This window comes from Ruegeria sp. S263, from assembly GCF_056780525.1.
This window is the reverse complement of record NZ_CM165558.1, coordinates 735336-750136: the sequence shown is the minus strand read 5'-3', so window position 1 is coordinate 750136 and position 14801 is coordinate 735336. Positions and strand designations below refer to the sequence as shown.

Annotated in this window: 17 protein-coding genes; 3 read left to right on the top strand and 14 right to left on the bottom strand. The window is 56.5% G+C overall.

Translation table 11 applies throughout. The annotated features are described in order from the left end of the window. Positions 1-73: 73 nt before the first annotated feature. The 4 genes from ACT2B1_RS03740 to ACT2B1_RS03725 all read right to left on the bottom strand — a co-directional run bounded on the left by ACT2B1_RS03740 (position 74) and on the right by ACT2B1_RS03725 (position 3944). The gene (locus ACT2B1_RS03740) at positions 74-793 is read right to left on the bottom strand and encodes a helix-turn-helix transcriptional regulator (protein ID WP_481668587.1); all 720 of its coding nucleotides are present in this window, start codon (positions 791-793) and stop codon (positions 74-76) included. Then, on the bottom strand, positions 732-950 hold the full coding sequence (locus tag ACT2B1_RS03735; RefSeq protein ID WP_481668586.1) for a hypothetical protein: 219 nt from the start codon (positions 948-950) through the stop codon (positions 732-734). Before ACT2B1_RS03735 ends, ACT2B1_RS03740 begins: the two co-directional genes overlap by 62 nt. Positions 951-1156: 206 nt before the next feature. Continuing rightward, positions 1157-2443, bottom strand: coding sequence for a crotonyl-CoA carboxylase/reductase (gene ccrA / locus ACT2B1_RS03730; RefSeq protein ID WP_171122546.1), 1287 nt, complete (start codon positions 2441-2443; stop codon positions 1157-1159). A 136-nt stretch (positions 2444-2579) separates the two neighbouring features. Then, on the bottom strand, positions 2580-3944 hold the full coding sequence (locus tag ACT2B1_RS03725) for a 1-acyl-sn-glycerol-3-phosphate acyltransferase (RefSeq protein WP_481668585.1): 1365 nt from the start codon (positions 3942-3944) through the stop codon (positions 2580-2582). Between the two features lie 143 nt (positions 3945-4087). Here ACT2B1_RS03725 and ACT2B1_RS03720 point away from each other — a divergent pair, with 143 nt between their 5' ends. The 3 genes from ACT2B1_RS03720 (at position 4088) to deoD (ending at position 7231) form a co-directional block, all read left to right on the top strand. Continuing rightward, entirely contained in the window at positions 4088-6055 is a 1968-nt protein-coding gene (locus ACT2B1_RS03720; RefSeq protein ID WP_171122550.1) for a protein meaA, read from the top strand. Between the two features lie 128 nt (positions 6056-6183). Next, on the top strand, positions 6184-6501 hold the full coding sequence (locus ACT2B1_RS03715; RefSeq protein WP_171122552.1) for an H-NS histone family protein: 318 nt from the start codon (positions 6184-6186) through the stop codon (positions 6499-6501). A gap of 16 nt (positions 6502-6517) precedes the next feature. After that, entirely contained in the window at positions 6518-7231 is a 714-nt protein-coding gene (deoD, locus tag ACT2B1_RS03710) for a purine-nucleoside phosphorylase (RefSeq protein ID WP_171239879.1), read from the top strand. A gap of 249 nt (positions 7232-7480) precedes the next feature. Here the strand turns inward: deoD and ACT2B1_RS03705 are convergent, their stop codons facing one another. From ACT2B1_RS03705 to ACT2B1_RS03660, 10 genes are all read right to left on the bottom strand, one after another. After that, complete coding sequence (locus ACT2B1_RS03705) at positions 7481-7618, bottom strand: hypothetical protein (protein ID WP_171239880.1); 138 nt, start codon at positions 7616-7618, stop codon at positions 7481-7483. 137 nt (positions 7619-7755) lie between these two features. Then, positions 7756-8535 (bottom strand): succinate dehydrogenase iron-sulfur subunit, encoded by a 780-nt coding sequence (locus ACT2B1_RS03700; protein ID WP_170414955.1) that lies wholly within the window; start codon positions 8533-8535, stop codon positions 7756-7758. 12 nt (positions 8536-8547) lie between these two features. Beyond that, the gene (gene sdhA / locus ACT2B1_RS03695) at positions 8548-10356 is read right to left on the bottom strand and encodes a succinate dehydrogenase flavoprotein subunit (protein WP_171122558.1); all 1809 of its coding nucleotides are present in this window, start codon (positions 10354-10356) and stop codon (positions 8548-8550) included. A gap of 22 nt (positions 10357-10378) precedes the next feature. Next, positions 10379-10750 carry a succinate dehydrogenase, hydrophobic membrane anchor protein gene (sdhD, locus tag ACT2B1_RS03690; RefSeq protein ID WP_171122560.1) on the bottom strand — a complete coding sequence of 124 codons (372 nt, stop codon included), beginning with the start codon at positions 10748-10750 and terminating at the stop codon, positions 10379-10381. A gap of 10 nt (positions 10751-10760) precedes the next feature. Beyond that, entirely contained in the window at positions 10761-11144 is a 384-nt protein-coding gene (gene sdhC, locus ACT2B1_RS03685) for a succinate dehydrogenase, cytochrome b556 subunit (protein ID WP_171122562.1), read from the bottom strand. A gap of 203 nt (positions 11145-11347) precedes the next feature. Further along, positions 11348-12010, bottom strand: coding sequence for a DUF1194 domain-containing protein (locus ACT2B1_RS03680; protein WP_171239881.1), 663 nt, complete (start codon positions 12008-12010; stop codon positions 11348-11350). 57 nt (positions 12011-12067) lie between these two features. Continuing rightward, positions 12068-13096 carry a MaoC family dehydratase gene (locus tag ACT2B1_RS03675; RefSeq protein WP_171239882.1) on the bottom strand — a complete coding sequence of 343 codons (1029 nt, stop codon included), beginning with the start codon at positions 13094-13096 and terminating at the stop codon, positions 12068-12070. Continuing rightward, the gene (locus ACT2B1_RS03670; protein WP_171122569.1) at positions 13096-13302 is read right to left on the bottom strand and encodes a DUF1737 domain-containing protein; all 207 of its coding nucleotides are present in this window, start codon (positions 13300-13302) and stop codon (positions 13096-13098) included. Before ACT2B1_RS03670 ends, ACT2B1_RS03675 begins: the two co-directional genes overlap by 1 nt. Positions 13303-13312: 10 nt before the next feature. Next, on the bottom strand, positions 13313-13867 hold the full coding sequence (locus tag ACT2B1_RS03665; RefSeq protein WP_481668584.1) for an NnrU family protein: 555 nt from the start codon (positions 13865-13867) through the stop codon (positions 13313-13315). 6 nt (positions 13868-13873) lie between these two features. Further along, entirely contained in the window at positions 13874-14731 is an 858-nt protein-coding gene (locus ACT2B1_RS03660) for an HpcH/HpaI aldolase/citrate lyase family protein (RefSeq protein ID WP_171122573.1), read from the bottom strand. Between the last annotated feature and the right edge of the window lie 70 nt (positions 14732-14801).

Genomic DNA, 14801 nt, shown 5'->3' with positions numbered 1-14801 from the left:
CTTGTCGTCCTGTGCAGGAACGAAGGGGGGTACAAAGTCGTAGTTAATTTCCCGTTCGAGGAGCGCCCGACCGTTAAACCACTATTAATCCTCGGCTGAGTGCGGTGGCGATGGCGTGGGTGGTGTTCTGCGCCCCAAGCTTGGCACGGGCGCTTTCGATGTAAACACGTAGCGTATGCTCTGAGATTGACAGGGAATGGGCCACCTGCGCCCGGTTATAGCCCAACGCCAGCAATGTCATGGCATCCACTTCTCTTGGAGACAGCCCGCGGGTCGCGTCCGGCTGCCTGTCACTTTCAAACTCCAGCGCCTTGCGATTGAAAAAATGAGCAATCAGGATCAATTCGCGCCCATGGGTTTCCATGAAGCTTTTCCAGGTGTCATCCTCACAAGAGTGATTTACCGTAAACAGGGCGAATTGCCCGTTCGGGCCACGGATCGGGATTGAATAACCCTGATTACCTACCCCATGTTCCAGTGCATCTTTATAGAAGTTTTTTGCGACCTTTCTCGACCAATCCAATGTCTTCCAGTCAACAGGATGGAATCTTTGGAAACACCCCAAAATCACAGGGTCAATTCGGTGGTAGTTTTTCTCTCGGTATCTTTCGGCCCACCGATCAGGATACGTAGTATAGCCGTATTGATCACCGGCCCCGTCAACCCAATGGTAAATGATATGTTCGATCTGCAGCCTGTCGCGAAGCCGAACGGCGACATCGCCAAGTTCGTCAAGCGTGCTGGTGTTTTCCAAGTCCTCCAGAACTTGACTCAAATCGAGTTGTATTCCCATCCGCGGGTGCCCGTGCCTCGTTGCTTGCGGACGCAATCTCGGCTGCGGCGATCAGTTTGGTGTCATCCAACTGTTCGGCAAGCGTGGTCAGACCGTTCTCAACCGCAAAGGCGTTGAGGTCCGACAGAACGTCCAGTATCCACTCATTTCTCGCCATCTAGGGTCGCTCCGAAAGGGTTAACGAAGGGTTAACACAACTATAGCATGCGGGATGTTTTTTGCCCTATTCACCGGTTTCTACTCCCCCAAAATAGGGGGCAACGCTTCGGTAACTTATTGAAACAAAAAGATATGGATGAAATAGAAAACGCCCGCGAACCGAAACAACGATTCGCGGGCGAAACTATTTAGGATTCAGCCGGTTTAGCTGCGTGCGTCCAGAACCTCTTCCAGTGTACGCATTCCTGTCCGCGGCGCCTGAACCAGAACCGACATGTTGCCTGGCTTGTGCTCGTTCCGCATCATCTTCATGTGCGCTTCGGGCAGTTCATTCCACGAGAACACTTCGGACATGCACGGATCCAGACGACGCTCGACCATCAACTGGTTTGCGGCTGACGCCTGTTTCAGGTGAGCAAAGTGCGAACCTTGCAGACGCTTCTGGTGCATCCACATGTAACGCACATCGAAGGTCAGGTTATAGCCGGTGGTCCCGGCGCAGATCACAACCATGCCGCCCTTTTTCACCACGAAGGTCGACACCGGGAATGTGCTTTCACCGGGGTGTTCGAAGACCATGTCGACGTTCACACCCTTGCCGGTGATGTCCCAGATCGCCTTGCCGAATTTGCGGGCTTCTTTGAACCACTCGGCATATTCCGGTGTGTTCACCGTGGGCAGTTGACCCCAGCAGTTGAAATCCTTGCGGTTCAGAACGCCCTTGGCACCAAGGCCCATCACAAAGTCACGCTTACTTTCGTCCGAGATCACACCGATCGCGTTTGCACCAGCGGTGTTGATCAACTGGATAGCATATGACCCCAGACCGCCCGAAGCACCCCAGACCAGTACGTTCTGGCCGGGCTTCAGGTCATGCGGCTCGTGTCCGAACAGCATCCGGTAAGCAGTTGCCAACGTCAGCGTGTAACAGGCGCTTTCTTCCCAGGTCAGGTGCTTGGGGCGCGGCATCAACTGCTGTGCCTGCACGTTGGTGAACTGAGCAAACGATCCGTCGGGCGTCTCATAGCCCCAAATCCGCTGGCTGTCCGAATACATCGGATCACCACCGTTACACGCTTCGTCGTCACCATCATCCTGGTTGCAGTGGATCACGACCTCGTCGCCCACTTTCCAGCGCTTAACCTTGTCACCGACGGCCCACACGATGCCCGATGCATCGGAACCCGCGATATGGAAAGGCTGGCCGTGGCCGTCAAACGGGCTGATCGGCTTACCCAGCGACGCCCAGACGCCGTTATAGTTCACACCGGCGGCCATAACCAGAACCAGCACCTCGTGGCTGTCCAGCTTGGGAACATCGACCACTTCAAGCTGCATTGCCGTGTCCGGCTCACCATGGCGTTCTTTGCGGATCGCCCATGCATACATTTTCTTTGGAACAAATCCCATCGGAGGGATTTCGCCCATCTCATAGAGGTCTTTTTCCGGCGCGTCGTAGGACGCGATACCGCTTTCGGTGTCCAGAGCCATGTTGGCCTCCTATTATTTCAACCCTTCGCCGCGATGCAGAATCGCAGCATTAACAGATGAGATATTGGGCATTGAGCAACATTGCAATAGAATTTGCACCTATTTTGTAATTTTATGACCCAGCAGATGCAGAAATTTACTTTGCTGCCGCAGCATTCATGCCTTCGACATCTATGGGCGCGGACGCCGCGTAATAGCTCAACAGGTCAACCCTTTGGCCGGATTGAGATATTTTCCCGTCCACCTGTTTCAGAATCCGCCGCTGCACGAGTTGATCCAAAGCCTGTGTGATTGCTGTGTCCTCGGGGCCTACCAAAGTTCCGTCACGTCGCATGAGTTCAGACACGAAGATACGCACGTCATCTTCCAGCAATTCCCCGCGTTCTTGAATCAGTTTGCAGATGGCAGGCAAGGGAACCAAAGGAATCGCGTCGCGGATTTGGCCCATCAAGGCGCGGGCAAGGTCTGTCATGACATCCCGGTCGTGATCTGATCGGAAGTCCTGCAAAGAAATTGGCTGACCATACCGGACCGAGGCCAAGCCAAATCGCGTGTATCGCCCGATCAGCTTTCGCCCAATCTGTTTCATGATCCAACCGGTGATCACCCCGATCCGGGCGCGAAAGCGCCGATCACTTCCGAGGGCCGCTTTGGTCAGGATCGTATCCTCCAACACCCGGTCATAATTCAGAGCCACTGGAACAAAGACGACGTCTTGCCCGTCTGGGCTGGTGCCATCCAGAATATATTTCAAAAGCCCCAGCTTCGGACGCCCCAATGCTCCGGTCAGGCTTAGCCCCCCCTCTGGGAACATGGCCTGTGTCACCCCGGCTTCGGTTGCATGTCGCACGTAGCAGGCCAGCACCTGACGATAGAGTTCACTGCCCGATCTGCGCCGAATAAAATAAGCCCCCATCGCCCGAATCAACCGGCTAAGAGGCCAGACCCGCGCCCACTCACCGACGGCATATGACAGTGCAGAGTGCTGAGCCGCTAGGTAGGTCACCAGAACATAGTCCATATTGCTTCGGTGATTCATCACGAACACAACGGTCGCGTCTGGATCAATGTTCTTGATGGCCTCTTCGTCCTGATAGCTAAGGCGCACATCATAGAATGCGTTGCTCAGCATCCGCGCCAATCTGATCGCAAAGCTGAAATAGGCAACTGCGGAAAAGGATGGCACGATCTCACGCGCATATTTTCGCGCCTGCTCGAACGCGACCGCCTCGGGGACACCTGTTTCGCGTGAATGATCCTGCACCGCCTGCCCCACCTGAGGATCGTAGATAAGGCGCTGAATCATGTCATGACGTTCAGCCAGCTTGAACGGTTGGATCGGTCGTTGAAGCCGTTCGTTCAGGCGTTTGACCGCGCGCTCCAGTCGACGTCGAAAGAACCACCTCACGGATGGGAACAGGAAATGCGATGCCAACGTGACCGCGGCAAACACCAGGATCAGCAAAAAAAGCCAAAGCGGAAGCTCAACGGTCTGAGTCATGCGCGCACCCTGCCAGCAAACGTTGCGTCCTACAATCAGAACAAGCCAGAATGCCGCGTCGCAGCGAATTGACATATCCCGAAAATTGCGCTTTAGAACCCATGGACGTAATTTTCTTACCCACCTGAGATACGAGGCACGTTATGACGCAGACGCAGAAAGATCGCCCCTGGCTCATCCGAACCTATGCCGGTCATTCCACCGCCAAGGCATCAAACGCACTGTATCGTGGGAACCTTGCCAAGGGTCAGACCGGGCTTTCTGTGGCCTTCGATCTGCCGACGCAAACCGGTTACGACAGCGACCATACCCTGGCACGCGGCGAGGTTGGCAAGGTGGGTGTGCCGATCAGCCATCTGGGCGACATGCGGGTTCTGTTCGACCAGATTCCGCTGGAACAGATGAACACCTCGATGACCATCAACGCGACCGCTCCTTGGTTGCTGGCGCTGTATATTGCAGTCGCCGAAGAACAGGGCGCGGATGTCTCGAAACTGCAAGGGACCGTTCAGAACGACCTGATCAAGGAATACCTGAGCCGCGGCACTTATGTATGCCCGCCCAAGCCCTCGCTCAAGATGATCGCGGATGTGGCCGAGTATTGCTATTCCAATGTGCCAAAATGGAACCCGATGAATGTGTGTTCCTATCACCTGCAAGAAGCGGGCGCGACACCTGAACAAGAGCTGGCCTATGCGTTGGCAACCGCAATCGCCGTTCTGGACGAATTGCGCCCGCGCGTACCGGCCGAGGATTTCCCGGCGCTCTGTGGTCGGATTTCGTTCTTCGTGAACGCAGGCATCCGGTTTGTGACCGAGATGTGTAAGATGCGCGCCTTTGTTGACCTGTGGGATGAGATTCTGCAGGACCGCTACGGCGTCGAAAATCCAAAGTTCCGCCGCTTCCGGTATGGCGTGCAGGTGAACTCTTTGGGTCTGACGGAGCAGCAGCCTGAAAACAACGTCTATCGTATTCTGATCGAGATGCTGGCTGTGACCCTGTCCAAGAAAGCCCGTGCCCGTGCCGTGCAATTGCCTGCGTGGAACGAGGCATTGGGCCTGCCCCGCCCGTGGGATCAGCAATGGTCCATGCGGATGCAGCAGATTCTGGCCTATGAAACCGACCTACTGGAATATGACGACCTGTTCGAAGGCAATCCCGCCGTGGATGCCAAGGTCGAAGAGTTGAAAGAAGGGGCGCGCGCCGAACTGGCCAACCTGGATTCGATGGGCGGCGCGGTCGCGTCGATCGAATACATGAAGTCCCGCCTCGTCGATTCGAACGCCGAACGCCTGAACCGGATTGAGCGCAACGAAACCGTTGTGGTCGGTGTGAACAAATGGACTGACGGCGAAGCTTCGCCCCTTCAGACCGAGGATGGCGGCATCATGGTTGTCGATCCGGCGGTCGAACAGGAGCAGATCGACCGCCTGAACGAATGGCGCACTCAACGTGACGAGGCGGCAGTAACCGCGGCGCTGGCTGCACTCCGCAACGCGGCACAGACGGGCGCCAACGTCATGGAGCCGTCGATTGCCGCAGCAAAAGCAGGTGTAACCACAGGTGAGTGGGCGGAAGAAATGCGCAAGGTCTACGGCACCTATCGCGGCCCGACAGGGGTTTCAGGGTCTGTGTCCAACAAGACCGAGGGGCTGGACGACCTGCGTGCCGCCGTTGACGCGGTTAGTGATCAATTGGGGCGCCGCCTGAAGTTCCTAGTTGGTAAACCCGGGCTGGACGGCCATTCCAACGGGGCCGAACAAATCGCCTTCCGGGCACGCGATTGCGGCATGGATATCAGCTATGAAGGTATTCGCCTGACACCCGAGGAAATCGTGGCTGCTGCATCAGAAGACAAGGCACACGTCATTGGATTGTCGATCTTGTCTGGCAGCCACATCCCGTTAGTTCAGGACGTCATGACCCGACTGCAAGAGGCTGGTCTGACGGATATCCCTGTTGTCGTCGGCGGGATCATTCCTGATGAAGATGCAGCAAAACTGAAAACTATGGGCGTCGCGAAAATCTACACGCCAAAGAATTTCGAGCTGAATACGATAATGGGCGACATTATCACTCTGGCTGATCCGCAGAATTTGGCAGCAGAATAGCCGACCCTCTCGTTTCTTTTATCGGTATGCCTATTCCCTTTGGTAAAGGGGATAGGTAAAACCCATGCCTGCACTTAAAGTGAGCCTTAAGGGAGGCTGCCCATTCGGGCATGGCATGGAGAATAATAATGACAATTGATCTCGAGGTTATGTCGCGCAAGGAGCTAATTAAACTGCGTGATAAAATCGAAAAGGCGCTTAAAAAGGCGGAAATACGGGAACGGCAAGAAGCATTGAAAGCCGCTGAACAGGCCGCTGCTCAATACGGGTTCTCTTTGTCTGAATTGGCTGCAGACGGCGCTGGGTCGGGAAAAGGGTTTAAGGCCAAGGCCAAGTACCGCAACCCCGCAGACCCCTCACAAACCTGGTCTGGTCGGGGACGCAAGCCGCAATGGATACACGACGCGCTTAAGTCTGGTGCAAGTATCTCGGATCTGGAAATCTGATTGGAATAAAAAACAAATGACGATTCATATTGGCGCTGAAAAAGGCGAAATCGCAGAAACTGTTTTATTGCCGGGTGATCCCTATCGGGCAAAATGGGCGGCGGAAACATTTTTGGATGACGCGAAACAAGTCAATAATGTGCGCGGCATGCTGGGATTTACCGGAACCTGGAAAGGAAACCCCGTTTCCATTCAAGGTAGCGGAATGGGAATGCCGTCATTGTCGATCTACGCGAACGAATTAATTCGCGACTTTGGCGCAAAAACGCTGATCCGGATCGGATCGTGTGGGGGAATGCAAGATAGTGTCAATGTCCGCGATGTCATTCTGGCAATGACTTCGACAACACTAAGCACCCCGTCGCGTGGCATCATGAAGGAACTCAACTTTGCGCCTTGCGCGGATTGGGGTCTGCTGCAAGCAGCAGCTCAAGCGGCCGAGGCCAGCGGCACTCCGACCCACATCGGGGGAATCTACTCCTCGGACGTGTTCTATGATGAACGGCCCGACCTGAACGAACAGATGGTCCGTCACGGAGTTCTTGGCGTCGAAATGGAAGCAGCCGAGCTTTACATTCTGGCCGCACGGCACAAGTGCCGGGCTCTGGCCGTTCTGACCGTATCCGATCACCTGCTAACCGGTGAGGCTCTGCCCGCATCCGAACGGGAAAGCAGCTTTGGCGACATGGTTGAAATCGCTCTGCGTGCGGCATTCCCAAATGCCGCCTAAACAGGACGGGACGATCAGAGTATCCTTTTGAGATTACTTCCTTAGGCAGGTTTTAGGGCTATCAGCCCCAACCTGTTGCGCCCCGCAATAGGCGCAAATCCAGACACCCTCCTTACGGTGCTGACGCCAGCGGCAGTCACGTGTCAAAGACGATGTTCGTGACCGCCAGATGAAATACGCAGAAACGCCAGCGGCCAGCAAAAGCAATAGAATGGGCATGCTTATGCATTACCCATTCCTTTAATGCGTTCAAGCGGCGTTCGCATATTCGAACAAGTCTGGTTCATGGGTGTCAGACGCAACAGGTTCCGGCGTGTAATAGGCCCAAGCCTGTTCCAGCGCCTCAAGCGCTTCGTCTGCTTTGGTTTTTAGGTTTTGATCCTGCATCGGAGCGATCCCTTTTACAGTTGAATCACTCCTCCCTGCGCACAAGATAGTGCCGAGCAGGGAAGGCTGCATCGCATTGTTTTGCAACCTCGCCATGCGCTTGCCGCAATGCGGCAAGCACTGATTTTGCGCGCACCTTAAACTGCGCGTTCGACCATCATCTTCTTGATCTCGGCAATCGCCTTGGCCGGGTTCAGACCTTTAGGGCAGGTCTTGGCGCAGTTCATGATCGTGTGGCAGCGGTACAGCTTGAACGGATCTTCCAGCTCATCCAAACGCTCACCGGTCGCCTCATCACGGCTGTCGATGATCCAGCGATAGGCATGCAGCAATGCTGCGGGGCCAAGGTAACGGTCGCCGTTCCACCAGTAGCTGGGGCATGAGGTCGAGCAACTTGCGCACATCACGCACTCATACAGACCATCCAGCTTTTTGCGGTCTTCGATGGACTGCTTCCATTCTTTCGCGGGCCGGTTGGTCTTGGTTTCCAGCCACGGCATGATGGACGCGTGTTGCGCATAGAAATGGGTCAGATCGGGGATCAGGTCCTTGACAACCGGCATATGCGGCAGCGGATAGATTTTCACGTCGCCCTTGATCTCATCCATGCCATAGATACAGGCCAGCGTGTTGATCCCGTCGATATTCATCGCGCACGACCCGCAAATCCCTTCGCGGCAGGACCGGCGGAAGGTCAGCGTGGGATCAATCTCGTTCTTGATCTTGATCAGCGCGTCCAGAACCATCGGGCCGCAGCTATCCATATCAACGAAATACGTATCAACACGCGGGTTCTGTCCGTCATCCGGGTTCCAGCGGTAAATCTGGAACTTGCGCACATTGGTTGCGCCTTCGGGCTTTGGCCATGTCTTACCGGTGGTGATCCGGGAATTCTTGGGGAGGGTCAGTTGTACCATAAGTTCCTCTCCTTAGAACGTCCGCGCCTTGGGCGCGATTTTCTTCAGGCTGATGCCGCCTTCATCCTCGGTGGTCAGAGGATCGACGATAACGGGGCGATAGCTGAGTTCGACCTTATTTCCTTCAACCCGGCTGACCGTGTGAACGCGCCAGTTTTCGTCGTCACGCTCGGTGAAGTCCTCATGCGCGTGGGCACCGCGGGATTCCTTGCGCGCCTCGGCCCCAACAATAGTGGCAAGCGCGCTTGGCATCAGGTTGGTGAGTTCCAGCGTTTCCATCAGATCGCTGTTCCAAACCAACGAGCGGTCGGTAACTTTAAGGTCATCCATCTTGGCGGCAATCGCCGTCATCTTCTCGACGCCTTCGGCCATTGTCTTGGCGGTCCGGAACACGGCTGCGTCGGCCTGCATGGTTTTCTGCATCTCAAGCCGCAGGTCAGCCGTTGGGATAGACCCGCTAGCGTTGCGAACGGCATCAAACCGGTCAAATGCCTTATCGACCGAAGCTTGGTTCAGCACCGGGTTCGGCGCGTCGGCATCGACAACCTTACCCGCCCGGATCGCAGCCGCGCGACCAAACACCACGAGGTCGATCAGCGAGTTGGACCCCAGACGGTTCGCACCGTGGACCGAGGCACATCCGGCCTCACCCACCGCCATCAGGCCCGGAACAACTGCGGTCGGATCATCGGCGGTCGGGTTCAGAACTTCGCCCCAATAGTTCGTCGGGATACCGCCCATGTTGTAGTGGACGGTCGGCAGAACCGGGATCGGCTCTTTGGTGACATCAACACCGGCAAAGACGCGCGCGGATTCCGAAATCCCCGGCAGTCGTTCAGCCAACGCTTCGGCGGGAAGGTGGCTGAGGTTCAGGTGAATGTGATCGCCATTGTCGCCATGGCCACGACCCTCGCGGATCTCCATCGTCATCGAACGGCTGACATAATCGCGTGGCGCAAGGTCTTTGTATTGGGGCGCGTAACGCTCCATGAACCGTTCGCCTTCTGAGTTGGTCAGATAACCACCTTCGCCCCGTGCGCCTTCGGTGATCAAACAGCCCGAGCCGTAGATGCCAGTCGGGTGGAACTGCACGAATTCCATATCCTGCAGGGCCAGGCCCGCACGTGCCACCATACCGCCACCGTCACCGGTGCAGGTATGGGCCGATGTTGCGCTGAAATAGGCGCGGCCATAGCCGCCAGTTGCCAGCACCACCATCTTGGCGTTGAAGACATGCATCGTGCCATCGTCCAGCTTCCAGCAGACGACGCCCTGACATTGCCCGTCATCGGACATCACAAGGTCGATGGCGAAATATTCAATATAGAACTCGGCATTGTTCTTCAGCGACTGACCGTACAGCGTGTGCAGGATCGCGTGACCGGTCCGGTCTGCGGCGGCACAGGTCCGCTGCACGGCGGGGCCTTCGCCGAATTCCGTAGTATGGCCACCGAACGGGCGCTGATAAATCTTGCCCTCTTCGGTGCGGCTGAATGGAACGCCGTAATGTTCCAGTTCGTACACCGCCTTTGGTGCCTCACGCGCCAAATACTCCATCGCGTCGGTGTCACCCAACCAGTCCGAGCCCTTGACGGTGTCATACATGTGCCACTGCCAATGGTCTGGTCCCATGTTCGACAGGGACGCAGCAATACCGCCCTGCGCCGCAACCGTGTGCGAGCGGGTCGGGAAAACCTTGGTGACACAAGCCGTGCGCAGGCCCTGCTCGGCCATGCCCAGAGTGGCGCGCAAACCGGCGCCGCCGGCGCCGACAACAACCACGTCATAGTCGTGTGTTTCGTATTCGTATGCAGCTGTCATTTGTTTTTATCCCTACCGCGCCTTAAAGCGCCAGCTTCACAAGGGCAAAAAGCCCCGCAGCAATCAAAGTGTATCCAAAAGCTGCAACTGCCATCAGGCTCAGCTTTTCTGCGACGCCGTGCACATAGTCCTCAATCGCCACCTGTGCCTCGCGGACCAGGTGAATAATAACGACGACCAGCGTCAGCCCAGTTATGATCGCCGGGAACGGACGGCTGTAATAGGCAAGAACCTCTTCGTAGGTTCCGCCCAGCCCGTTCGCGAAAGTGAACACAAATAGTGGAACAAGGAAAACCAGTGCCGTCGAACTGGCCATCATTTGCCAGTGATGATGTGTCCCCTGCCGGCCTGCACCTGTGCCCTGCGCACGTTTACGGTCTGTCAGATAACTCATGGTGTCCCCCTTAGACCGCAATCGCTGTTATGAACGAAAGAACGGTGGCCAGCACCAACATGCCGATCCCCAGCTTTTCCGAGATGTTGACGTCCACGCAATACCCCAGATCCCAGATCACGTGGCGCAACCGCCCGAGCATGTGATAAAAAATCGCCCAGGTCGCGCCAAACATGACCAGATCGCCCAACCAGCTTCTCATCAAGCTATCAATAAAGTTGAACGCGGACTCTGACGTTGCGGCTGCCAGCAGCCACCACACAACGAAGAATGACATCGCCAAGGCTGCGATTCCGGTGATCCGCACCAGAATAGAGGTCGCTGAGGTCAACTGCGGGCGATAAATCGTAAGATGTGGTGAAAGAGGGCGATTGCCCCGATTTACATCGGCCATGTCGGATTGGCTCCTTTTCGGTTGCTTCCGAAGGTTTTACTGTTTTTTGCAAGTCTGTCACGCGCTGCAACTGCAAAAAAGCTCATATTTGGCGCAAAATGGTGGATATTTTGAAATTGTGATCACACAAAATAATGACGTGATCACAAATGAAATCACAGCTTTCAGATGTTAGCGCCTTCACCTCCGAATCTGACCCAAAGCTATTCCAGCCCGGCGGTTTGCTGTGTCACTTCGCGCAGCAGTTTCTTACGAATTCGTTCGGGGTAATCTTCGAAACCGGCGGCAGAAACGACGAATGCGCCTTCGCCAACAATAACATTCTCAAAGAAATATGCGGTCAGGTCCGGTTCGGTTTCCTCGATGGCAATCGCGTTCACAGTCACGCCCCGGCTGCGCAAAACGCCATGAATTTCCGTCGGTTCAACCCCTTCGTTTGAAATTCCGTCGCCCGAGATGTCAATCAAGTGCCTTTTGCATTCAGAAACCGTATTGAAACTGGTTAGGGTCATTTCCAGTGCTTCGCCTATCGCCGTTGAGAAGTTGCGCCACACACGCGGGTCCGATGCCACTTGTCCAGCAAAGGCGTCCAGCGTTTCGAAACTGTCAATTCGCGTCCATGGTATCGTCACTTTCTGACGCGATGCGCCAGTCCACTGCACCAGCATTAGGCGCGCGTCACCGCGCACCAATGCCTCGGACACAATGGGGTCGCGCAACCCGGCCGCAAGGCCGTCCATCTGGATACGGTACTCGGTGGAATCAACAGACCCCGAAACGTCCACAGCCAAAGCCAAGGCCAGATCACAAGCCAAAGCAGGCGGAGTCAGGCAGACACAAACAGCAATCGAGCGAAACACGAGCATGACCGCAGCCTAGCACGTTTGGAAAAGGCTGCGATCACATGAATGTGGGCGGCCCGATCAGACGGGCATCAGGGCCCAATAGTCCAGATCAAGCAGGATGTTTGGCATGTACCGACCATCTTCGTTCTTTAGCTCAAAAGGCTCCCCACCTTTGGTCGCCACCAATCGCAAACGGATCGCCCCAACTCCGGGAACATCTGTCTCGGCCTTGTCCAGAACCTCGGACCACGCCTTGATCGTATCGCCAGCGAAGCACGGGTTGGCATGTGCACCGCCGTTCAGGCCAACCACCATCTGTGCATTGGCTAAACCGTTGAACGACAGCGTCCGCGCCATCGAGATCACGTGTCCGCCATAGATCAACCGCCCTTCGGGTCGAAAGGTCAGGTCGAAATGCACCTTGGCAGTGTTCTGCCACAGACGCGTGGCCAGCATATGCTCGGCCTCTTCCACGGTCACACCATCCACGTGGTCAATCTTTTCGCCGATCTCATAATCGCCCCAGCGATGCGCCTCACCCGCTAGGGCGAAATCGTAGTTCGAGAAATCCAATCCCTGCGGGATGACCAGATCGCCCGGCTCCAGCGCCTTTTTCAGTTGCGGCACAACCGCTTCGGGCGCTGGGGTGGACAGGTCCGATTTGCGCACCATCACCCAGCGGACATATTCCATGACCGCCTCGTGGCGCTGGTTCAGACCACGGGTGCGCACGTAAACCACCCCGGTCTTGCCATTCGAGTTCTGCTTAACCCCGATTACCTCGGATTCCGACCGCAGCGTGTCACCGGGATAGACCGGCTTCAGCCAGCGCCCCTCGGCATAACCCAGATTGGCCACCGCGTTCAGCGAGACATCCGGCACAGTCTTGCCAAACACCACGTGAAACGCCGCCATGTCGTCCAACGGGCTTTGCGGCAGGCCCGAGGCCCGGGCGAACTCATCCGAGGAATACAGCGCATGGCGCGCCGGATACAGCGCGTGATACAACGCACGTTCGCCATCGGTCACGGTGCGCGGTACCGCATGGTGCAGCACCTGCCCGACGGAATAATCCTCGAAAAAGCGGCCCGGATTGGTTTTTGCCATTATTGCTGTCCCAGTTTCATGTCAGAGGAGTAATCTGCCGCGACCTCTTTGGTCACAGCCTGCGCGCAGCGCATCACGTTATTTGCTGCGTCAAAGGCATAGGACGGGTCGCCATACAGCTCCCAGCCTTTGGCCAGCGCGTCGGACACTTTGTGGCAAAAGGCCGAGGTGTCCTCTTCCGTCAGCAGACGATAAAGTTTTGCCATCCTCAGCCCCTTATGATCCGAACGGCGACGGGCCAACCAACCCGTGAATATAGCCGATCACGCCCAGCAGCACGATTGAGGCCACAAAGAACATCGCATCCTTGCCATAGGTGCCGGGCTCACCAGGGGTCCAGTCGGGTTCGGCCCGGTTGATCATAACCACCTCGACCAACGCCCACAGGAACAGCCCGCCAAACAGGATGATCGAGGCTAGATCGCCATTGACCAGCAAATGCGCAAATGCCCAAGCGCGGAAGCCTGCCAGTTGCGGGTGGCGCATCTTGTTCAGCAGACGGCTTTTTTTCCCAGCGGGGCTCATCATGAAGATGGCGATCAACACCAACAGATTGTTGATGTGAACCATGAAAGTCGGCGGTGCCCAGACATAGATGAAATCGGTCATGCGATAGCCGAAGATCATCAGCAAAATCGCCGCCACCAGCGCCAGAGCTACCGCGCCTTTACCACCATTGCCCATGGCCGCGCGCCGCGCGGGCGCGACGCGTTTGAACAGATGTGCGGCCCACCAAAGCGCCACACCAAGGATCAGAAGAACAAAGCCCATGCTGGCTTACCCCGCTTGCAAAGCTGAAATCGCCTCTGCTTTTGCCAGAATTTCGCGGGCGGTTGCAACGTGCAGGTTTTCCACGATCTTGCCATCCACGACAGCAACGCCCTGCCCTTGTGCTTCGACCTCTTCAAAGGCGGCAATCTGACGTTGCGCCAGGTCAATTTCGGCGTCAGACGGGGCGAAGGCCGCGTTCGTTATCTCGACCTGAGCGGGGTGGATCAGGGTCTTGCCGTCAAAGCCCATGTCACGGCCCTGCGTGCATTCTGCGGCCAGACCTTCGTCATCCTTGAAAGCGTTATAGACGCCATCCACGATGATCAGCCCCTCGGCCTTGGCGGCCAGCAGACACAGGCCCAGCGACGTCATCAGCGGCAGGCGGTCGGGGCGGAACCGGGTCTGCAATTCCTTGGCCAGGTCGTTGGTTCCCATAACAAAGCCCGCCATCAGCGGATGCGCGGCGATCTCGGCGGCGTTCAGCATTCCGCGCGGGGTCTCCATCATCGCCCAGATCGGGATATCGCCAGTGATCGCGGCCAGCGCGTCCACATCAGCGGCCGAGTTCACCTTGGGCAGCAGAACCACATCGGCGTCCATGTCCCGCACGGCCTCGGCATCGGCGCGGCCCCATTCGGTGTCCAGTCCGTTGATCCGCACAATCTTAACCCGCGCGCCATATCCACCCGCGGCCAAAGCGGCCTTGAGCGTTTCCCGCGCGTTGTCTTTTTCGTCGGCGGCGACGGCATCTTCCAGATCAAAGATAATCGCGTCGACCGGCAAGGTGCGCGCCTTGTCCAGCGCCCGATCTTTCGAGCCGGGGATATACAGAACAGAACGATAGGGGCGCTGACGGGGGTCCATTGGCCTCTCCCTTGTGAAATAAAGTTGCGCGGAATGGGGCATTTTTTGTCGGAAAGTTCAAGGACAAAAT